At 72.7% G+C, this 19539-nt stretch carries 18 protein-coding genes and 2 pseudogenes; 14 read left to right on the top strand and 6 right to left on the bottom strand.

The genetic code is table 11. The features are described 5' to 3' along the window. Positions 1 to 71 precede the first annotated feature (71 nt). From ACU6WZ_RS20900 to ACU6WZ_RS20875, 6 genes are read left to right on the top strand one after another with little or no spacing between them, the layout of a single operon-like run. The gene (locus tag ACU6WZ_RS20900) at positions 72 to 1379 is read left to right on the top strand and encodes an SCO2321 family membrane protein (protein WP_447029633.1); all 1308 of its coding nucleotides are present in this window, start codon (positions 72 to 74) and stop codon (positions 1377 to 1379) included. Beyond that, positions 1376 to 2050: an SCO2322 family protein gene (locus ACU6WZ_RS20895; protein WP_447029632.1), complete on the top strand. Its 675-nt coding sequence runs from the start codon at positions 1376 to 1378 to the stop codon at positions 2048 to 2050. The genes ACU6WZ_RS20900 and ACU6WZ_RS20895 overlap by 4 nt, the downstream gene beginning before the upstream one ends. Positions 2051 to 2058: 8 nt before the next feature. Continuing rightward, positions 2059 to 3288 (top strand): energy-coupling factor transporter transmembrane component T, encoded by a 1230-nt coding sequence (locus ACU6WZ_RS20890; protein WP_447029631.1) that lies wholly within the window; start codon positions 2059 to 2061, stop codon positions 3286 to 3288. Beyond that, positions 3285 to 5042 carry an ABC transporter ATP-binding protein gene (locus ACU6WZ_RS20885; protein WP_447029630.1) on the top strand — a complete coding sequence of 586 codons (1758 nt, stop codon included), beginning with the start codon at positions 3285 to 3287 and terminating at the stop codon, positions 5040 to 5042. Before ACU6WZ_RS20890 ends, ACU6WZ_RS20885 begins: the two co-directional genes overlap by 4 nt. After that, positions 5039 to 5917 carry an ECF transporter S component gene (locus ACU6WZ_RS20880; RefSeq protein WP_447029629.1) on the top strand — a complete coding sequence of 293 codons (879 nt, stop codon included), beginning with the start codon at positions 5039 to 5041 and terminating at the stop codon, positions 5915 to 5917. The genes ACU6WZ_RS20885 and ACU6WZ_RS20880 overlap by 4 nt, the downstream gene beginning before the upstream one ends. Before the next feature lie 52 nt (positions 5918 to 5969). Continuing rightward, positions 5970 to 6326 (top strand): antibiotic biosynthesis monooxygenase family protein, encoded by a 357-nt coding sequence (locus ACU6WZ_RS20875; RefSeq protein WP_447029627.1) that lies wholly within the window; start codon positions 5970 to 5972, stop codon positions 6324 to 6326. A gap of 17 nt (positions 6327 to 6343) precedes the next feature. On the opposite strand, the gene ACU6WZ_RS20870 is transcribed toward ACU6WZ_RS20875, so the two are convergent. Continuing rightward, entirely contained in the window at positions 6344 to 7009 is a 666-nt protein-coding gene (locus ACU6WZ_RS20870; protein ID WP_447029626.1) for a collagen-like domain-containing protein, read from the bottom strand. A gap of 9 nt (positions 7010 to 7018) precedes the next feature. Continuing rightward, complete coding sequence (locus ACU6WZ_RS20865; RefSeq protein ID WP_447029624.1) at positions 7019 to 7657, bottom strand: hypothetical protein; 639 nt, start codon at positions 7655 to 7657, stop codon at positions 7019 to 7021. Between the two features lie 109 nt (positions 7658 to 7766). Between ACU6WZ_RS20865 and ACU6WZ_RS20860 the strand changes: the two genes are divergently transcribed. Both ACU6WZ_RS20860 and ACU6WZ_RS20855 read left to right on the top strand, forming a co-directional pair. Next, positions 7767 to 8291 carry a GNAT family N-acetyltransferase gene (locus ACU6WZ_RS20860; RefSeq protein ID WP_447029623.1) on the top strand — a complete coding sequence of 175 codons (525 nt, stop codon included), beginning with the start codon at positions 7767 to 7769 and terminating at the stop codon, positions 8289 to 8291. Next, positions 8288 to 9232 (top strand): aldo/keto reductase, encoded by a 945-nt coding sequence (locus ACU6WZ_RS20855; protein ID WP_447029622.1) that lies wholly within the window; start codon positions 8288 to 8290, stop codon positions 9230 to 9232. Before ACU6WZ_RS20860 ends, ACU6WZ_RS20855 begins: the two co-directional genes overlap by 4 nt. Here ACU6WZ_RS20855 and ACU6WZ_RS20850 read toward each other — a convergent pair. Both ACU6WZ_RS20850 and ACU6WZ_RS20845 read right to left on the bottom strand, forming a co-directional pair. Beyond that, the gene (locus ACU6WZ_RS20850; protein ID WP_447029620.1) at positions 9229 to 9837 is read right to left on the bottom strand and encodes a dihydrofolate reductase family protein; all 609 of its coding nucleotides are present in this window, start codon (positions 9835 to 9837) and stop codon (positions 9229 to 9231) included. The genes ACU6WZ_RS20855 and ACU6WZ_RS20850 overlap by 4 nt on opposite strands. 255 nt (positions 9838 to 10092) lie before the next feature. Next, positions 10093 to 10245, bottom strand: a pseudogene (locus ACU6WZ_RS20845) (transposase); the annotation flags it as partial. Between the two features lie 397 nt (positions 10246 to 10642). On the opposite strand from ACU6WZ_RS20845, the gene ACU6WZ_RS20840 reads away from it, so the two are divergent. Beyond that, positions 10643 to 10882: a zinc ribbon domain-containing protein gene (locus tag ACU6WZ_RS20840; protein ID WP_447034167.1), complete on the top strand. Its 240-nt coding sequence runs from the start codon at positions 10643 to 10645 to the stop codon at positions 10880 to 10882. 71 nt (positions 10883 to 10953) lie between these two features. Here the strand turns inward: ACU6WZ_RS20840 and ACU6WZ_RS20835 are convergent, their stop codons facing one another. After that, positions 10954 to 13035: an MDR family MFS transporter gene (locus tag ACU6WZ_RS20835; RefSeq protein ID WP_447029619.1), complete on the bottom strand. Its 2082-nt coding sequence runs from the start codon at positions 13033 to 13035 to the stop codon at positions 10954 to 10956. A gap of 147 nt (positions 13036 to 13182) precedes the next feature. Here ACU6WZ_RS20835 and ACU6WZ_RS20830 point away from each other — a divergent pair, with 147 nt between their 5' ends. The 3 genes and pseudogenes from ACU6WZ_RS20830 (at position 13183) to ACU6WZ_RS20820 (ending at position 15257) form a co-directional block, all read left to right on the top strand. After that, positions 13183 to 14223, top strand: coding sequence for a peptidoglycan-binding domain-containing protein (locus ACU6WZ_RS20830; protein WP_447029618.1), 1041 nt, complete (start codon positions 13183 to 13185; stop codon positions 14221 to 14223). A gap of 6 nt (positions 14224 to 14229) precedes the next feature. Continuing rightward, a complete protein-coding gene (locus tag ACU6WZ_RS20825) occupies positions 14230 to 14466 on the top strand; it encodes a hypothetical protein (RefSeq protein WP_447029617.1) in 237 nt (78 codons plus the stop codon). A 126-nt stretch (positions 14467 to 14592) separates the two neighbouring features. Further along, a pseudogene (locus tag ACU6WZ_RS20820) lies at positions 14593 to 15257 on the top strand (HAD-IA family hydrolase). A gap of 400 nt (positions 15258 to 15657) precedes the next feature. Here the strand turns inward: ACU6WZ_RS20820 and ACU6WZ_RS20815 are convergent. Further along, entirely contained in the window at positions 15658 to 16239 is a 582-nt protein-coding gene (locus ACU6WZ_RS20815; protein WP_447029616.1) for a TMEM165/GDT1 family protein, read from the bottom strand. A 475-nt stretch (positions 16240 to 16714) separates the two neighbouring features. On the opposite strand from ACU6WZ_RS20815, the gene ACU6WZ_RS20810 reads away from it, so the two are divergent. Together ACU6WZ_RS20810 and ACU6WZ_RS20805 are read left to right on the top strand one after the other, a co-directional pair. Further along, entirely contained in the window at positions 16715 to 17359 is a 645-nt protein-coding gene (locus ACU6WZ_RS20810; RefSeq protein WP_447029615.1) for an HNH endonuclease family protein, read from the top strand. A 137-nt stretch (positions 17360 to 17496) separates the two neighbouring features. Then, positions 17497 to 19221: an alkaline phosphatase D family protein gene (locus ACU6WZ_RS20805; RefSeq protein WP_447029613.1), complete on the top strand. Its 1725-nt coding sequence runs from the start codon at positions 17497 to 17499 to the stop codon at positions 19219 to 19221. Positions 19222 to 19539: the final 318 nt, after the last annotated feature.

The raw sequence follows: 19539 nt of genomic DNA, 5'->3' as shown, positions 1-19539 counted from the left end.
CGGGGCCGGTGCTGGTGCGTGGTTCGTGCGCGCCCGGGGCCGGCTCCTCAGCAGGAGAGGCCCCGCCCGTCATGACCCCCCTTCGCCGCAGCGCAGCCACCGTGCTCGCCGCTTCCGCCATGCTCTGCACCACCGCCGTGACCGCCGGGACCGCCGCTGTCGCCGCCCCGTCGCCGAAGCCCGTGATCCCCTCGGGCCTGTACGGCACGACGGACCCGACGTACGACGGTGTCTTCCGGCAGTCGCTGGCGTTCGTCGCGCAGGACACGGTGGGCGTCAAGCCGGCCGCGAAGGCCGTGGACTGGCTGGTCGGGCAGCAGTGCGACAACGGCGGCTTCGCCTCCTTCCGCGCCGACACCGCCAAGGCCTGCACGGCCAAGACGATGATCGACTCCAACGCCACCGCGGCCGCCGTCCAGGCGCTCGACGCGCTCGGCGGGCAGGACGCCGCCGTCAAGAAGGGCCTCGGCTCGCTGAAGTCCGCGCAGAACGAGGACGGCGGCTGGGGCTACAACCCGGGCGGGCCCAGCGACGCGAACTCCACCTCCGTCGTGATCGGCGCCCTCGCGGCCGTGGGCGAGAAGCCGGCCGACGTGAAGTCGAAGAAGGGCAAGTCGCCGTACGACGCGCTCCTCACGTTCGCGATCCCGTGCGACGCGAAGAAGGGCGGCGGCGCGTTCGCGTACCAGCCGGACAAGGCCGGCAAGCTCACGCCCAACGCCGACGCGACCGCCGCCGCCGTGCTGGGCGGGCTCGGGCTCGGCCTCGCCGCCGACGGCAAGGCGGGGTCCGGCAAGGCGGGGTCCGGCAAGGCGGGGTCCGGCGAGGACGGCGCCGCGGCCGGCTGCGACCAGGCCGGCGACCCGACGCCGGCGCAGGCCGCCGGGAACGGCGCCGCGTACCTCTCCGGCGTACTCGCCAAGACCGGGCACCTCGACACGCCGCCCATGCCGGGCGCCGAGAACGCCGAGCCGCTGCCGGACTTCGGCAACACGGCCGACGCCGTCGTCGCCCTGGCCGCGCAGGGCGACGCCGAGCAGGCGAAGGCCCCGTTGCGGTGGCTGGAGAAGAACGCCGCGCCGTGGGCGAAGCAGAGCGGCCCGGCGGCGTACGCCCAGCTGGTCCTCGCCGCGCACGCGACGGGCACCGACCCGAAGAACTTCGGCGGCAGCGACCTCGTGAAGCAGCTCAACGCCACCGGTCCGGCGCCCGAAGCCGTGAAGTCCGCCGAAGCGCAGGGCGACCAGAAGAAGGCCGACGAGCAGGACGGCGACGACGGCGGCTCCATGGGCACCTGGTGGGTCGTCGGTGTCTTCTTCGTCGCCAGCGTCGGCGCCGGCATCCTCTTCAGCAGCCGCAAGAAGAAGAGCCAGCTGTGATCCGTACCCGGATCGCCGCCCTCGTCCTCGCGCTCGGCGCCGCGCTCGCGGTGCTCGGCGCGGGGCCGGCCCAGGCGGCCACCGGCTACCGCTACTGGTCCTTCTGGGAGGGCGCCGGCGGGAAGTGGGCGTACGCCACCCAGGGACCCGCCACCGCCAGGCCCGCCGACGGTGACGTGATCGGCTTCCGCTTCTCGGTCAGTGAGGACTCCGGGGACTCGGCGAAACCGCGCCGCCCGGCCGGCTTCGACGCCGTGTGCGGCAAGACGCCCGCGAAGGACGGTGCCAAGCGGATCGCCGTCGTCATCGACGCCGGTACGCCGGCCGACGCCCCGGACGGCGAACGGCCGCCCGCGCCGCGCACCGCCTGCGCGACGGCCGCGCCGGACGGAACGGCCGCGGACGCGCTGGCGTCGGTGGCGAAGCCGCTGCGCTACAACAGCGGCGCCCTGCTGTGCGCGGTCTCCGGCTACCCGAAGACCGGCTGCGGGGAGCAGGTCTCCGGCTCAGGGGACGACACGCGTCCTTCGCGGGACGCCCCTTCCGCCACCCCGTCGTCGGCCGACGACAGCAGCGGCGGCGGCCCCTCCGCCGGACTGCTGGCCGGCCTCGGCGCGGTGCTCGCGCTCGGCGCGGCGGGCGTGTGGCAGGCGCGCCGCCGCCGCGGATGACACGGCCGATGACACGGCGTACAGCACGGCGTACGACGCCTGCCAGGACGGCATCCGCCGCTGCGTCCGCCTCCGCGCCCGGCGCGTTCCGGGCGCCGCGGGCGAGCCGCAGCAACGCCCTGCACGCGGGGGCGTGGTGGCTGTGGGCGCTCGGGCTGGCCGTCGCCGCGTCCCGCACCACCAATGTGCTGCTGCTCGGGCTGCTGGTGGGGGTGGCCGGGTATGTGGTGGCGGCCCGCAGGACGGATGCGCCGTGGGCGCGTTCCTACGGGGCGTTCGTCAAGCTCGGGCTGCTGGTCATCGGCATCCGGCTGGTGTTCTCGGCATTCCTCGGCTCCCCGGTGCCGGGCAGCCACACCCTCTTCGTACTGCCCGAACTTCCGCTCCCCGACTGGGCGCAGGGCGTGCGCGTCGGCGGTCGGGTGACGGCGGAGCAACTGGTGTTCGCGCTGTACGACGGGGCGAAACTGGCCACCCTGCTCATCTGCGTGGGCGCGGCGAACGCTCTCGCCAATCCGGCCCGGCTGCTCAAGTCGCTGCCCGGCGCGTTGTACGAGGCGGGGGTGGCCGTCGTCGTCGCGATGACGTTCGCGCCGAACATGGTGGCCGACGTGGTGCGGCTGCGCACCGCCCGCCGCCTGCGCGGTCGCCCCACCGGCGGTGTCAAGGCGGTACTGCAGATCGGGCTGCCCGTGCTGGAGGGCGCGCTGGAGCGGTCCGTGGCGGTGGCCGCGTCGATGGACGCGCGGGGTTACGGGCGCACCGCCCAGGTCCCGCCCGCCGTGCGGCACACCACGACCGCGCTGACGCTCGGCGGGCTGCTGGGCGTGTGCGCCGGGTCGTACGGGCTGCTGGCCGCCGAAGGTGCGGCGTACGGCCTGCCCGTCATGGCCGGGGGGCTGCTCGCCGCGCTGGCGGGGCTGCACCTGGGCGGCCGGCGCAGCGTCCGCAGCCGCTACCGGCCCGACGCGTGGGGCGTACGGGCGTGGCTGGTGGCCGGGTCGGGCGCGGCGGTGGGGGCACTGATGATCTGGGCGGGGACGTACGACGCCGAGGGCCTGCACCCCGGGGTGGTGCCGCTGGTGGCGCCCGAGTTCCCGCTGTGGCCCGCCGCTTCGGTGCTCGTGGGGCTGCTGCCGGCGTTCGTGGCCCCGGCCCCGGCGGTCGCGCAGGCCCCGGCCGTCGCGCAGGCCCCGGCCGTCGCGCAGGCCCCCGTACCGAAGGAGAAGACGCAGTGATCCGCTTCGAGCACGTGTCGGTCAGCTACGGCGACGCCGCCGCGCCCGCGATCCGGGGCGTCGACCTGACGGTGCCGGAGGGCGAGCTGGTCCTGCTGGTCGGCCCCTCGGGAGTCGGTAAGTCGACTCTGCTGGGTACGGTCTCGGGGCTCGTCCCGCACTTCACGGGCGGCACACTGAGCGGACGCGTGACGGTCGACGGGCGCGACACCCGCACCCACAAGCCGCGCGAACTCGCCGACGTCGTAGGGACGGTGGGCCAGGATCCGCTCGCGCACTTCGTGACCGACACGGTCGAGGACGAGCTGGCGTACGGCATGGAATCGCTGGGCCTCGCCCCTGAGGTCATGCGCCGCCGGGTTGAGGAGACCCTGGACCTGCTCGGCCTCGCGGAACTGCGCGACCGCCCGATCGCGACGCTGTCCGGCGGGCAGCAGCAGCGGGTCGCGATCGGCTCCGTCCTGACCCCGCACCCGAGGGTGCTGGTCCTGGACGAGCCGACGTCGGCGCTGGATCCGGCGGCGGCGGAGGAGGTGCTGGCGGTGCTGCAACGGCTGGTGCACGACCTGGGGACGACCGTACTGATGGCGGAGCACCGGCTGGAGCGGGTCGTGCAGTACGCGGACCAGGTCATCCTGCTTCCTGGCCCCGGCCAGGCGCCGGTCATGGGGGCCCCGGCCGACGTCATGGCCGCCTCGCCGGTCCACCCGCCGGTGGTGGCGCTGGGCCGGCTGGCGGGCTGGGCCCCGCTGCCCCTGTCCGTACGGGACGCGCGACGCCGGGCGGCGGACCTGCGGGCACAGCTGGCGAGCGCCGACCGGAGCTCCGTCCCGGACCCCGCTCCTCGAACGCCGGAGGGGCTGGGCCTTCGTCCCGGGCCCCGGGAGCTTGCCCCCGGCTCCGGGAAGGGGCGGGCAGGGGGAAGGCTCGCCCGCCTGCTGCGCGGCCCCCGCACCCCCGTGCCGCGGCTCCCGCCACCGCCCACACCGCATGTCGCCGTCGCCGCCGCCCAAGGCCTCGGCGTACGCCGCGACCGGATCGAGGCCCTGCGCCGCGTGGACCTCACCGTCACCCCCGGCGAGACCATCGCCCTCATGGGCCGCAACGGCGCCGGCAAGTCCACCCTCCTGTCCACCCTCGTCGGCATGACCGCGCCCACCTCAGGCACCGTCACCGTCGGCGGCCTCACCCCCCACCGCACCCGCCCCCGCGAGATGGTCCGCCAAGTCGGCCTCGTCCCGCAGGAGCCGCGCGATCTGCTGTACGCCGACACTGTCGCCGCCGAGTGCGCCGCCGCCGACCGTGACGCCGGCGCCGAGCCGGGCTCCTGCCGGGCACTGGTCGCCGAGCTGCTGCCCGGCATCCACGACGCCACCCATCCGCGCGACCTGTCGGAGGGCCAGCGCCTCGCCCTGGCCCTGGCGATCGTCCTCACCGGACGCCCCCCGCTGCTGCTGCTGGACGAGCCGACCCGGGGCCTGGACTACGCGGCCAAGGCCCGCCTGGTCGCGCTGTTGCGCTCCCTGGCCGCCGAGGGCCACGCGATCGTACTGGCGACGCACGACGTGGAACTCGCCGCCGAACTGGCCCACCGCGTCGTCATCCTCGCCGACGGCGAGGTGGTCGCGGACGGCCCGACGGCCGAGGTCGTCGTCTCGTCCCCCGCCTTCGCCCCGCAGGTCGCGAAGATCCTCGCGCCGGGGCGGTGGCTCACGGTCAGCCAGGTCCGTAACGCCCTGGAGGGACCCGCATGACCGGCCCCACACCCCGCCCCGCACGGCCGGGCACCGACCCCACCCGGCCCGCCCGGCAGCGCACCGACCCCACCCGGCCCGTCCGGCTTGGCCCCCGCTCCGTCGTCGCACTCGTGCTGGTCAGCTGCATCGGCGTGATGGCCTTCGGCTGGCCGCTGCTCGCCGACTCCGCTTCCGGCCTCGCCCACTCCCGCGACGCACCCTGGCTCTTCGCGGCCCTGCTCCCCCTCCTCGTCGCGGTCGTCGTCGCGACGATCGCGGACTCCGGCCTGGACTCGAAGGCCGTCGCGATGCTCGGGGTCCTGGCCGCGGTCGGGGCGGCGCTGCGGCCGCTGGGCGCGGGGACGGCCGGCCTGGAGCCGATGTTCTTCCTGATGGTCCTGAGCGGCCGGGTGCTGGGCCCCGGCTTCGGTTTCGTCCTCGGCTCGGTGACGATGTTCGCTTCGGCGCTGCTGACCGGCGGTGTCGGCCCCTGGATGCCGTTCCAGATGCTCGCCATGGGCTGGTTCACCATGGGCGCGGGGCTGCTGCCCGGCGCGGAACGGCTGCGCGGCCGGGCCGAACTGGCCGTGCTCGCGGCGTACGGCTGCGTCGCCGCCTTCCTGTACGGCACGATCATGAACCTGCAGGGGTGGACGTACATCGGCGGCCTCTCCACCGGCGTCTCGTTCCAGCCGGGCGAACCGGTGCACGAGAACCTGGTCCGCTTCCTCGCGTACTGCCTCGCCACCTCGCTGGGCTGGGACCTGGGCCGGGCCGCGCTCACCGTCGTACTGACCCTCACCGTGGGCGCCACCCTCCTCAAGGCCCTGCGCCGCGCCACCCGCCGTGCGGCCTTCGATGCTCAGGTCACCTTCGAGAGCCGGGGACAGTAGACGCCGAGGAGCAGGCCCGGGAGGTGCGGGCGGCGTACGGCAGGATGGGGGCATGAGCATCGTAAAGATCAATGTCCTCAGCGTGCCGGCGGAGCAGCGTGAGGTGCTGGAGAAGCGGTTCGCGGCGCGGGCCGGGTCGGTGGAGAACTCCGACGGGTTCGAGTGGTTCGAGCTGCTGCGGCCCGTCGAGGGAACCGATCAGTACCTCGTCTACACCCGCTGGGCGGACGAGGCCTCTTTCCAGGCGTGGATGGAGGGGCCGATGAAGGCCGCTCACCAGGGGCCGGGTGCGGGCGGCGGGGCCGGCGCGGGCGCGGGAGGAGGCGGCGAGCGTCCCAAGCCCGCCGCCTCCGGCTCCACTTTGTGGTCGTTCGAGGTGGTCCAGCAGGCCGCTCCGAAGAACGGCTGACCCGCCCCGCCCGTCCCTCACATCCGCAGCAGCCGCTCCGTCACCTCGCGGTAGGTGCGCAGCGCGACCCGCAACTCCTCCGTCTCAGCCTGGCGGCTTTTCGTGTCCGCCCAGGTCGTACGGAGGGAGTCGCGCCGCTGCGTCACGGCCTCGGTCAGCTGGCGGGCGGCCTCTTCGAAGACGCTGTCGGCCTCTTCGACGGCGCGCCTGGGGCCGTCGACGAACGTGTTGACTGCCTGCTGGAGTCGCAGCGTCAGCTTGTCGCGCTCACCCTGCGCGAGCAGCTGCCCCTGGGCCTGGCCGGCGGCCTGCGGGTCGTGCGTACCTCGCGGGTCGTGCGGCTCGTGGGATCCGTGAGCGCCGGGGGGTCCCTGGGCGGTGTGCGGATCTTGCATGCCGTACGGGTCCTGCGCCGGGTCGCGCTTGGCGTGGGTCGCGGCGGGCGGCGTGAGCGGATCGGTGGCCGTCCCTCCGGTCGGCCCCGCTCCCGTCGGCCCGGTCACTCCGGTGGGTCCGGTCGCTCCGGTGGGCCCGGTCGCGCCCGTGGGCCCCGCGGCCCCGGTGGTGGTTCCCGGCGCCCGGTGGCCGGCCCTGCGCTCGGGCACGGGCGGCGGTGCGGGCGGTCCGGACTGTTGCTGCGGCATGCGCTGGGTCCCCTGGCCGGATTCGGCGTCGTACGTCATTACGCCCCACTACCCCTTCGCCTGGTGACGGCGGCCCGGCGACAGCGGGGTGTGCGAGCGCCCCGTGCGGCCGGAACCGTCGTCCATGTGCTGCGAGTTGTGCCGGTCCTTGTCCACGGGCTTGGCGGTGACCAGTGCTTCGAAGAGCTCACGCGCCTCGACCATGGCCGCCCGCATCTGCTCCGTGCTGCATTCGGTGTGCGCGGCGTGGTGCACCGTGCGGTATCCGTTCACGTGCTCCGCGTGGTGCACGGAGAGCGCGGAAACCTGCTCGTCGTAGTTCTCGCCGGCCGGGAAACCACGGTCGGCCGCGAGCCGTGCCAGCAGCCGGTCGGCCTCGGCGACGGCGCGCTGCGGGGAGTCGACGAACTGCTCCTGGACGCCGGCCCAGTGGGCGACGTACTGCTCACGTGCCTCGGGGGTCAGCGCCCTCGGTTCGAGCGAACCGTGGCGCTTCACGCGCTCGTCCAGCTCGCGCTCCGCCGCTTTGGTGTCGCCGTCGTGACGGGCGACCACCCGTTCGTACTCCGGGCCGAAGCGCCGCTTCAGACCGCGCCCGCCGCCGGCCTTGCCCCGCCCGGCGACAACGAACACGGCGACGGCGATGACGATCACCGCTATCAGGGCGATGATCCAAACTGTGGACATGGCTGCCTTCCCGGTTCTCCGTCTTCCGTCTATCTGTCGGCTTGTATGGGCAGCGGGTAGCCCGTAATCGGCTCGCCAAACGGTCCTGCACTCAGGTAAAGAAATGACAATGACGTGGATCGTGACCACCGAGCACTACGGGACCCCTGAGGCGACCCTGCTGCGCCGCGCGTACTACGCGGAGGTCGCCGGCCGGTACTGGGGCCGCCCCGCGACCGCCCGCGAGGTCGACGAGGGCCTCACCGACGACGGCGTCGAGCAGCTCGCGGCGCCGACGGGCACGTTCGTCGTCGGCCGCTACGACGGCGTGGCCGCCGCCTGCTGCGGCCTGCGGCTGCTGGAGTCCGACCCGCACACCGCCGAGCTGACCCGCGTGTACGTACGCCCCGCCTTCCGCGGCACCGGCGGCGCCGCCCTGCTGCTGGACGCGGCCGAGGCGGCGGCCCGCGACTTCGGCGTCGGCCGCGTCCGGCTGGACACCCGCAACGACCTGGTGGAAGCACGCGCCCTGTACTCCCGGCACGGGTATCTCGAAGTCCCGGCCTTCAACAACGGCCCGTACGCCGAGCACTGGTTCGCCAAGACGCTCGCGGTAGCGGCGGGCCCGCAACCGGGGAGATCATCACTGACATGACCCCCAAGACGAACACCGCGACGGCGTCAGGCGCCTCCGCAACAGGCGCCGCCGCATCAGGCGCGTGGACGCTCGGCGACCTGACGGTCAACCGGATCGGTTTCGGCGCGATGCGGCTGACGCAGAACGGCGAGGCGTTCAGTGCCGACGCCGTTCCGAGCGATCGTGGCCGGGCGATCGGCGTGCTGCGCCAGGCGGTCGAGCTCGGTGTGAACCACATCGACACCGCCGCGTTCTACTTCTCGGCGCTGCGGTCCGCCAACGAGCTGATCAACCAGGCTCTGGCCCCCTACCCGGACGATCTCGTCATCACCACCAAGGTCGGTCCTGGCCGCGACGCTTCGGGCAAGTGGCTGCCCCATGCCACCCCCGGGCAGCTGCGCGGCCAGGTCGAGGAGAACCTGCGCCAGCTCGGCCGCGACCACCTCGACGTGGTGAACCTGCGCGTCGTCGGCAGCGATTCGATCGCCGAGCGCTTCGGCGCGCTCGCCGAGCTGCGTGACGCCGGACTCATCCGCCACCTGGGCATCTCCAACGTCACCCCGGAACACCTCGCCGAGGCCCAGGAGATCGCGCCCGTGGTCTGCGTGCAGAACCAGTACGGCATCGGCGTGCGGCCCGAGCACGACGAGTTCGTGCGGGCCTGCGGTGAGCAGGGGGTCGCGTTCGTGCCGTACTGGTCGATCGCCGGCACCGGGCGCGAGGCCGGCCCGAGCGGCGCCGACCACGACGAAGTGCTCGCCGTCGGGCGGGCGCACGGGGTGAGCGCCGCCGAGGTGCGGCTCGCGTGGACACTGCACCGCGGTCGGCACGTACTGGCCATCCCCGGCACCGGCAACCCCGATCACCTCGTCGCGAACGTGGCCGTCGGCGCGCTGCGCCTCTCCGACGACGAACTGGACGCCCTGGACTCCCTCCACCGGAACGCCGCACCGGCCTAACTGCCGTCGGCTCCCCCGGCGACCGGGCGGTAGGTGCAGACGTGGACGCCAGCGTCGCTGATCACCGTGGAGACCAGTTCGAGCGTGCGCAGCACACCGTCGCCCGGGAAGATCGTCTTGCCGCCCCCGAGGATCACCGGCATCACCATCAGCCGGAGTTCGTCGACCAGGCCCTCGCTCAGGAGGGTGCGTACGAGCGTGGGGCTCCCCATGACCAACAGGTCGCCGCCGTCGGCATCCCGCAGCTCACGGATGCCGGCGACGGCCTTGTCGCCGGGGATGCGCGTGGTGTTGTTCCATGTCAGCTCGGAGTCGTCGAGGGTCTCGGACACGACGTACTTCGGCAGGGCGTTGATCCGGTCGGCGAACGGGTCACCGGCCCGCTCGGGCCACGCCCCGGCCATCGTCTGCCAGGTGCGGCGCCCGAAGAGCAGCCCCTTGGCGTTCGCCATCGCGTCGTCGAAGGCACCGCCCACCACTTCCGGGTCGAAGAACGGGTGCGACCAGCCGCCGTTGGCGAAGCCGCCGTCGATGTCCTCCTCGGGCCCACCCGGTGCCTGCACGACGCCGTCCAAACTCATGAACTCAGTGATCAGGATGCGCATCGGACTTGCTCCTCTTTCCCGCTTCTTTACCCGCTTCGGGTGTACGGCCCTGCGTCGGGTGTACGGCCAATGAGACTGTCGTGCCGCACCGAATTCATCGCGATCACTCACACTCGATGCTGTGATACGGGTCACGCTGCCGTCATGTCGTTCAGCCGGATCTTGCAAGGAACCCTCGGGAGGAACTGCGTCCTGGGTGGGCGGCGCGGAGCGCCGCCGCATGGCTGCGGAATGCTCCCACGGTGATGGCCGTGCTCAGTCGGGCCGCTTCTGGTTCTCGATGTACTCCTTGACCACCGCCAGCGGTGCCCCGCCGCAGGAGGCGGCGAAGTAGGAGGGGGACCAGAAGTGGTTGCCCCACAGGTACTTGCGGATGTGGGCGGAGAGCTTGACCTGGGGCGGGTAGTGACTGGATCGGGGTGGACCGGGGCATCGTCAACCTCGCCACCACCTCGGACGGCACAAACCATTCCGGCCGCAGGCTGGGCCGCTACCGCAGGTGGCAGGCCCGTAAGAAGGCCGAACTCCAGGCCAAGCGCACCCGCTCGGCCAAGCAGCTCCTCAAGAAGCGCGCCCGCCGTGAGGCACGGCACGCCACCCACATCAACCACCGAATCTCCAAGCAGGCGGTTGCCGTCGCGCAACGCACCGAGCGCGGTATCGCCCTGGAACAGCTCCAGGGCATCCGTGAGCGGGTCACGGTTCCTCGCGACCAGCGGGCCCGTCTGTCTTCCTGGCCGTTCCACCAACCTGGCCGTTCCACCAACTCGGCTCCTTGCTGGAGTACAAGGCGCGCCGTGCAGGTGTGCCGTTCATCGAGGTGGACCCGGCCTACACCTCGCAGCGCTGCCCGCGCTGCGGCCACACCGCGAAGAACAACCGCCCTTCGCGTGACCACTTCTCCTGTCGTCGGTGCGGCCTCGCTGGGCCGGCCGACCACGTCGCCGGGATCAACGTGCGCACTCGCGCACGCTCGGCGTGGGTATTCGTCAACATGCCCGATCCGCTCCCGGCCACAGCCGGGAACGATAGATGTGACCCGTGACCGCCCTGTCGTAGGGGGTAGCCGGGAGCATAAGCGAAGCCGTATCGAACCGAGACAGCAAGCTCGGTCGTTTACGGCCGAGTAGTTGACATGGCGTGGTCCCCCTTGGGGCCAGGGCTGTACGGGCGGTCCTCGTCGGAGCCGCTGACGTCGGCGCTCAGCTCCTCGACCAGCTTGATCAGGTCGGTCGGCCGGTCCGGCCCCCACCAGTCGCCCAGCAGCTGCGCCAGGGACTCCTCCCGCGCCACGGCCAGCTTCGCCGCGACCACCGCGCCCTTGTCGGTCAGCAACAGTTGCAGGCCCTCGCGGCGGGCGAGCCCGCGCTCCTCCACCTGGCGGGACGCGCCGGTGATCACCCGCAGCGGTATGGGCGTCGTGTCGGCGAGCCGGGCCGGTTCGACGGCGCCCGCGCGTTTGATGCGCAGCAGCAGCCAGCTGGCGGCGGGCAGCAGGTCGTAGCCCGCCTTCGCCGTGATCCGTTCGTAGATCCGGCGGCGGCCGTTCCGGGTGGCGAGCAGGGACAGGGCGCGGGCGCATTCGTCGTGACTGGAGCGTTCGACCGGGTTGGAGGCGTACGTCTGTCCCGCGTCCGGCGCCCGTACCGAACCGCGCAGGGTGTCCTCCTTGAGGAACCAGGCGATTGTGAAGGCGATGAGTACGACCGGGGCGGCGTACAGGAAGACGTCGGTGATCGAGGTGGAGTACGCATCGATCACCGAGGGGCGCAGCTCGGGCGGCAGCAGTGCGATGTCGCGCGGGTCGGCGGCGATCTGGTCGGGGCCGGTGCCGGGTGGCAGTTGCTGTCCGGTCAGGGCCGTGTCGAGCTTGCCGGACAGCAGGTTGGTGAAGAGGGTGCCGAAGATCGCGACGCCGAACGACGCGCCGATGGAGCGGAAGAAGGTCGCGCCCGAGGTGGCGACGCCCAGGTCCGCATAGCTCACGGCGTTCTGGACGACGAGCACCAGAACCTGCATGACGAGGCCGAGTCCGGCCCCGAAGACGAAGAAGAAGGCGCTCATTTCCCAGGTGCCGGTGGTGACCGTGAGCTGGTGCAGGAGGAGCAGGCCCAGGGCGGTGATGCCCGTCCCGGCGATGGGGAAGACCTTCCAGCGGCCGGTGCGGCTGACGATCTGGCCGGAGACGGTCGAGGTGATCAGCAGGCCGACCACCATCGGCAGCATGTGCACGCCGGACATGGTCGGTGTGACGCCCTGGACGACCTGGAGGAACGTCGGCAGGTACGTCATCGCGCCGAACATCGCGAAGCCGACGACGAAGCTGATGACGGCGACGAGCGTGAACGTCCTGATCCTGAAGAGTTTCAGCGGCAGGACGGGCTCGACGGCCTTGCGCTCCACGGAGACGAACCAGACGAGCAGTACGGCTCCGAGCACCGCCAGCGCGATGATCTGCGTCGAGCCCCACGCCCAGGTGGTGCCGCCGAGGGAGGCGACGAGGACCAGGCAGACGGCGACCGAGGCGATGAGGGCGGTGCCGAGGTAGTCGATGGTGTGGCGGGCGGAGCGGGCCGGGATGTGCAGTACGGCGGCGATCACGACGAGCGCGACGACCCCGATGGGGAGGTTGATGTAGAAGACCCAGCGCCAGCTCAGGTGCTCGGTGAAGAGCCCGCCGAGGAGCGGCCCGAGGACGCTCGTCGCGCCGAAGACCGCACCGAACAGGCCCTGGTACTTTCCGCGTTCGCGTGGTGACACGAGGTCGCCGACGATTGCCATGGACAGCACCATCAGCCCGCCGCCGCCCAGTCCCTGGAGCGCGCGGAAGCCGATGAGCTGCGGCATGTTCTGTGCGATGCCGCACAGCGCCGAGCCGATGAGGAAGATGACGATCGCGGCCTGGAACAGCTTCTTGCGGCCGTACTGGTCACCGAGTTTGCCCCACAGGGGCGTGGCGGCCGTCGCGGCCAGGATGTACGCCGTCACCACCCACGACAGGTGGTCGAGGCCACCGAGTTCGCTGACGATCGTGGGCAGGGCGGTCGAGACGATGGTCTGGTCGAGCGCGGCGAGCAGCATGCCGAGCAGCAGCGCCCCGATGGCTACGAGAACGGTCCGCCGGCTCGCAGTCGGCCCGCCCGCACCGGGGCCTGCGTCCGGGGCCGCGGCTGGGGCGCCGCCCGATAGCTGAGCCATGGACCACTCCTCGCGAACTGCTGAGGGAACTGCATCTTCCATCCTGGTCGTTCCGGGCGGATATGGCCTGCCGAGCCGGGGGTCCGCAGTGGGAAAGCGGTCGGCGGGTCTGCATAATCGCTGGCAGTTCGAGGGAGGGGACCCACGGTGAACGGACACACATGTCCTGAGTGCGGTACGGACCGGGGTGCCGCGTCCGACGACGGCAGACCCGGCTGCGGGTGCGCTGAGCGGGCGGCTGCGGCGCTGCGGGCGGAGCGCTCGGCCGAGATCGCGGAGGCGGCGGACTTCCACCCGCTGCGCATACGTCCGTACGTCACCCTGCGGGGTCCGTCGGAGGCGGCGGGCGCCGGTTCGGAGGCGGCGGGCGACGGGCGCGACGGCGGTACGGGCTCGCGGGAGACGGTGCCGCTGGTGGTGCCGATGGCGTTGCCCGGCGCGGGGGACGGGCCGCCGCCTGCGGGCGGGGCCGGGCACTGGCCCGCGCCGGTGTACGCACCCGTACCGCTGCCTGCACCCGTGCCGGAACCCGACACCGACACCGTCCCCGGCGAGAGGCGACGCAAGCCCGGCCTGGGCCGGTGGCTCGCCGTAGGGGCGGTGGCCGCGGCGGTGGTGGGCACGGGGGCGTTCGCGGGCGGTCTGTTCGCGGCGCCGGACGAGTACGAGCGCGCGTTGCCGGACACCGTGACCAGCGCGCCGAGCGCGAGCGAGAGCCCCGCACCCTCCGCGTCACGGTCCGCCGCCGTCTCGCCGCCGCCGTCCGCGTCGGCTTCGAAGTTCCCCTCGGCGTCCGCGTCGGTCGCTGTGTCGCCGTCCGCCTCGGTCTCCCGGTCCGCCGCCGCGTCACCGAGTCCGTCCGCCTCATCCGCCCTGCCGAAGCCGGCCGCCCCGAGCCCGTCGGCGACCCCGTCGACGGCCCAGGCCACCGGCACGGTCGAGGCTGCGCCGGAGGGGGCGGCCGTCACCACGCTGAGCAGGGGTGACAGGGGGCCGGAGGTAGCGGAACTGCAGGGCAGGCTGAAGCAGGTCTGGCTCTACAACGGCCCGGAGCACGGCCAGTTCAACGACCGCGTGGAGCAGGCCGTATCCGTCTACCAGTCGTACAAGTCCATCGAGGGCGACCCCGAGGGGGTGTACGGACCGAACACGCGCGCGGCGCTGGAGGCGGAGACACAACAGCCTTGACGGACTATGGCGTTCGTGCCACGGGCGGCGGAGCAGCCGCACATCAGCAGGATGACCAAGACGTGGCTGCTGCTGCCGGCCCTCCCGCTCCTGCCCCTCCTGCTGATCCAGCGGTTGCTCCGTCGCCGCGGCGCCGGCCGCTGGGACGGTCCGGGCGGGGGCCCGCCGCCGTGGGGCGTGCGCGAACCGCGACGGCCCAGCCCTTCACCGCCCACCGCGGCGGCGGCCCTCACGCTGACTTGACCCGGGAGCGGGGTGGCGCCGGGCCCGCTCTTTTTGTATCGTGGTGGAACAAAGTGGCTCCGCCCGTACTCTCTGACCGGCGGGCGGGGCCGCTTCGCTCTTTCTCCCGCGCTCTGGAGTACGCCGATGCCGGCCGCCACCACGGTTTTGAACGCCCGCGCACTTCTCCTGGACATGGACGGCAGCTCGTCAATTCCGACGCCGTCGTCGAGCGCGTCTGGCGCCGCTGGGCACTGGCGCACGGCCTGGACCCTGAAGAGGCGCTGAAGGTCGTACACGGCAGGCAGGGCTACGCCACCATGGCCGTCCTGCTGCCGGACCGCCCAGTCGAGCAGAACTACGCGGACAACCGCGAACTCCTCGCCCAGGAGACCGCCGATGTGGCGGGCGTGGTACCGGTCGGCGGCGCCCCGGCGTTCATGGCCGCGCTGGCGCGCCTTCCGCACGCGCTGGTGACGTCGGCCGACGCGGCGCTGGCGCAGGCCCGCATGACGGCGGCCGCCCTGCCGATGCCTCGGACGCGGGTCACCGCCGAGAGCGTGGGCGCGAGCAAGCCGGACCCCGAGGGCTTCCTGAAGGGCGCTGCGGAACTGGGCCACGCCCCGGCCGACTGCGTCGTATTCGAGGACTCGGGGGCGGGCATCGCGGCGGGCAAGGCGGCCGGCATCCGCGTGGTGGGCGTGGGCCCCCGCGCGGCCGCTCACGCCCCGACGGTCCACGTGCACGACCTGACCCGGATCCGCGTGGAGCCCCTCCCCGACGGCACCCTCCGCCTGCACATTACCCCCTGACCCCCGGCCCTCCCCGGCCCCGGCGTCACACCCAGCACCCCGCACCTCACCCGCCCACCGGACCACATCCAGCCCGTCCGGCGCTGAGAACCACGGCCCGGGACAGCGCCCGCACCAACGCGACGCCCCGCACCCCCCACCCCCGGCGTCACACCCAGCACCCCGCACCTCACCCACCCACCGGACCACACCCAGCCCGTCCGGCGCTTGAGGACCAGGCCCGGGGCAGCGCCCCGCACCAACCCGACACCGCGCCACCGCACGCCCCGCAACCGCCCGGCCGCCCGCCGCCCGCCGGACCAGACTCAGCGAGTCCGGCGTTCGAGGGGGACCGGGGTCCGGGGCGGAGCCCCGCGCTCCCCGGCCCCGCGCTCCCCGGCCCCGCGCACCGCGCCCCCCGTCAACCAGTGGCCGCCTCGAACAAGCTGAACCCCGCCAGCGCCAGCATCAACGCCGCCGCAACCTTCGTGATCAGGCTCAGCGGCACGTACTTCATCAGCGTCCGGCCGCCCACGATGCCGATCCCGGCCACCGCCCACAGGGCCAGCACCGCCCCGAGACCGACGGACACCGGGTTGTCGTAACGGGCAGCCAGCGTCGCGGTCATGATCTGCGTGAGGTCACCGAACTCCGCGACCAGGATGAGCATGAACCCGGCCCCCGAGACCTTCCAGAAGGACTGGTCGGCAGGCTCCTTGACCTCCTCCTCGTCCTCGCTCTTCTTGAAGAGCAGCACCAGCGCCCCCGCCAGGAACAGGACGCCGACCACCGCTTGCACCAGCCGGTGCGGCAGCAGCGTCAGCACGCTGCCCGCCGCGATGGCGAGCGCCACATGCACGGCGAAGGCCGCCGCGACCCCCGCGAAGACGTACGAGGCGCGGTAGCGAGTGCCGAGCATGAGGCCGGCCAGGGCTGTTTTGTCCGGGAGTTCGGCCAGGAAGACGGTGCCGAAGGTGATCGCCATGATGGTGAAACTGATCACGGGGTGGGTTTCCTCAATCGGTCGGGCTGTCCGCACCGAGAGACCTGCGTGAATCACGCGAATCAGGGGTCGCTTCGGCACGGCAGCGTCGTAAAAAGACAACAACACTGCGGCCGAAGGTCTCGCTGGCGGACGTGAGCCGTGTCACGGCTTCCATCCGCCTCCGGGCGCCGGCTGAGGCGTGCTCAGCAGTATGTCGACGGTCCGGCGAAGAGCTACTCCCCTTCTGCTCCGGACACCCTACGCGACCCGCCCCGCCCCCCCAAAAGGGACCTTGGTCCCGTCCAAGCGGCCCCGTCAACTCCACATCGGTGGAGGATCCGTGTCGGCCTGTCAGAGCCCTTGATGTGACGTGCTCATGTCGCCACCCTGTTACCTGGCGCCCATCCCCAGGCAACCTGGCGCCGCCACGATGGCCGGGCCCCCGACCCTCGACGGGCAATCCGGCCAGGCCTCCACATCACAGGGAGTTCGCATGTCAGGTGTCTACGCGCGTCGAATAGCCGTCCTCGCCGCATCCACCGCTCTCGTCGGCACGAGCGTCCTGCTCACCGCCCCCACCGCCCAGGCCGCCCCGCCCACCCCGGTGAGCGCTGCGACCGCCCGCACGTACCTCGGCCAGCTCACGGAGCGCACCGAGGGCTCGTCCACCGGCTACAGCCGCGACAAGTTCCCGCACTGGTCCACCCAGTCCGGCGCCTGCAACACCCGCGAGGTCGTCCTCAAGCGCGACGGCACCAACGTCCAGCAGGACTCCTCCTGCGCCGCTGTCAGCGGCAACTGGTTCTCCGAGTACGACGGCGCCACCTGGAGCGCCGCCTCCGACGTCGACATCGACCACATGGTCCCGCTGGCCGAGGCCTGGCGGTCCGGCGCGAGCAGCTGGACGACATCCCAGCGCCAGGTGTTCGCCAACGACCTGGGCCAGCCGCAGCTGATCGCCGTCACCGACAACGTCAACCAGTCCAAGAGCGACCAGGACCCGGGCGAGTGGCTGCCGCCGCTTACCTCGTACCGCTGCACATACGCCCGCATGTGGGTGGATGTGAAGCACCACTACAGCCTCACCGTGGACTCCACGGAGAAGAGCGCCCTCCAGGGCATCCTCAACAACTGCTGAGCACCTCCTGAGAGCACCTGCCGAACAACTGCCGAGGCAGGAACCACGACGCCCCGCTCAGTCGTTCCGTACCGTACGGGGCCAGACCCCGTACGGTACGGCCGTGCCCATCAGGGGCGCGACAGAGGAGGGCACACATGGCCGGGCTGCGCCTGGGACCACTGCTGCGCAACGTCGACCGCGAGCGCGGTGACGCCGCAACCGTCTGGGTCGAGACGGACCGGCCCTGCACTGCGGAGGTGCGGTGCGAGGAGAGCGACGCGGGCGGTATGTCCCGGACGTTCCAGATCGCCGGGCATCACTACGCGCTGATCGCGGTGACCGGGCTGCGTCCCGGCTCCGAGACGGCGTACGAGGTACTGCTCGACGGGCGCCGGGTCTGGCCGCCGGAAGCCTCCCGCTTCCCGCCGAGCACCATCCGCACGCCGGCGGTCGCCGGGACCGCCGGGACCGCCGGGACCGCCGGGCAGCAGGAGGAAGTGCGGATCTCCTTCGGTTCGTGTCGCTGGGCGTCGCCGCCGGAGGGCGAGAAGGACCCGGTCGGCCCCGACGCGCTGGACGCGCTCGCCACGTCCCTGGCCGCCGATCCGAGCGCGCCGCGCCCGGACGTACTGCTCCTGCTGGGCGACCAGGTGTACGCCGACGAGACGTCGGAGGCGACCCGGCGCTGGCTGGCGGGCCGTCGCGACCTGAGCGAGCCGCCGCACGCCGAGGTCGCGGACTACGAGGAGTACACCCGGCTCTACTACGAGTCCTGGCTGGACCCCGAGGTGCGCTGGCTGCTGTCCACCGTGCCGACCTGCATGATCTTCGACGACCACGACGTCATCGACGACTGGAACACCAGCGAGTCCTGGCTGGCGGAGATGCGCGCCACCCCGTGGTGGCGGGAGCGGATCCTCAGCGGCCTGATGTCGTACTGGGTCTACCAGCACCTCGGCAACCTGACCCCCGCCGAGCTCGCCGACAACGAGCTGTACGCCGCCGTACGGGCGACCCCGGACGGGACGGACCGGCTGCGGGAGTTCACGGCCCGCGCCGACGCCGACCCGTCGAGTGTGCGCTGGAGCTACCGGCGGGACTTCGGGCGGGTGCGGGTGCTGATGGTCGACACCCGCGCGGCCCGCGTCCTGGGCGAGCAGAACCGCGCGATGCTCGACGAGGCGGAGGCCCACTGGGTGCGCGACCAGGCGCTGGAGGACCCGGCGTCGTACGACCACCTCCTCATCGGCACCTCACTGCCCTGGCTGCTGCCGCACCTCATCCACGACGCCGAGGGCTGGAACGCGGCGCTGAGCCGGGGTGAACGGGGCGCGCGGTGGGCACGTTTCGGCGAGGACCTGCGCCGGCGCTCCGATCTGGAGCACTGGGCGGCGTTCCCGGCGTCCTTCGACCGGCTCACGGACCTGATCGCGGAGGCGGGGTCGGGACCGGACGCACCGGCGACAGTGTGCGTGCTGTCGGGCGACGTCCATCACGCGTACGTCGCCGAGGCGGAGTGGCACGACGGAGTGGCCGCCCCGTCGGCCCGGGTGCTCCAACTGACGTGCTCCCCGGTTCACAACAGCATCCCCCGCTCGATAAAGCTCGGGTTCCGCTTCGGGTGGAGCAGGGCGGGGCGGCGCCTCGGGCGCTTCCTGGCCCGGCACGGGCGGCTCTCCGAGCCGGGGGTCGGCTGGCGCAAGACGTCGGGCCCGTGGTTCGGCAACCAGCTGATGACGCTGACGCTGCGGGGCCGCGCGGCGACGCTGCGCCTGGAGCAGGCCAGGCTCCGCCCCAACGGTGTACGGCGCCTGACCCCGGTCCTGACCAGCAACCTGACCCACCCCTCCGACCCGACACCCACCCCACCCGACGCCTGAGGCCACCTACCCCAGCGTTTCCGGCGCTTGACGCCCACCAACCCCACCAGGCGGCCAGCGCTTGAGAACCGGGCCCCGGGGCAGCCCACACCACCCCCGAGCCCCACCACCCACCCGCACATGCACCACCCACGCCGACCAAATCCAGCCCGTCCGGCGTTTGAGGACCCGGGCCAGGGCAGAGCCCCGCACCGCCCAAGCCCCGCACGCACACCGCACATCCACCCGCGCATCCACCGCCACCAACAGCCCGCCCGGCGCTTGAGGACCGGCACCCGGGCCAGAGCCCCCACCACCCACGCTCCCCCACCCGCGCCC

The sequence above is a fragment of the Streptomyces hypolithicus genome, from assembly GCF_052934925.1.
The sequence above is the reverse complement of the archived record's forward strand: the minus strand, read 5'-3'. Positions and strand labels throughout refer to the sequence as shown.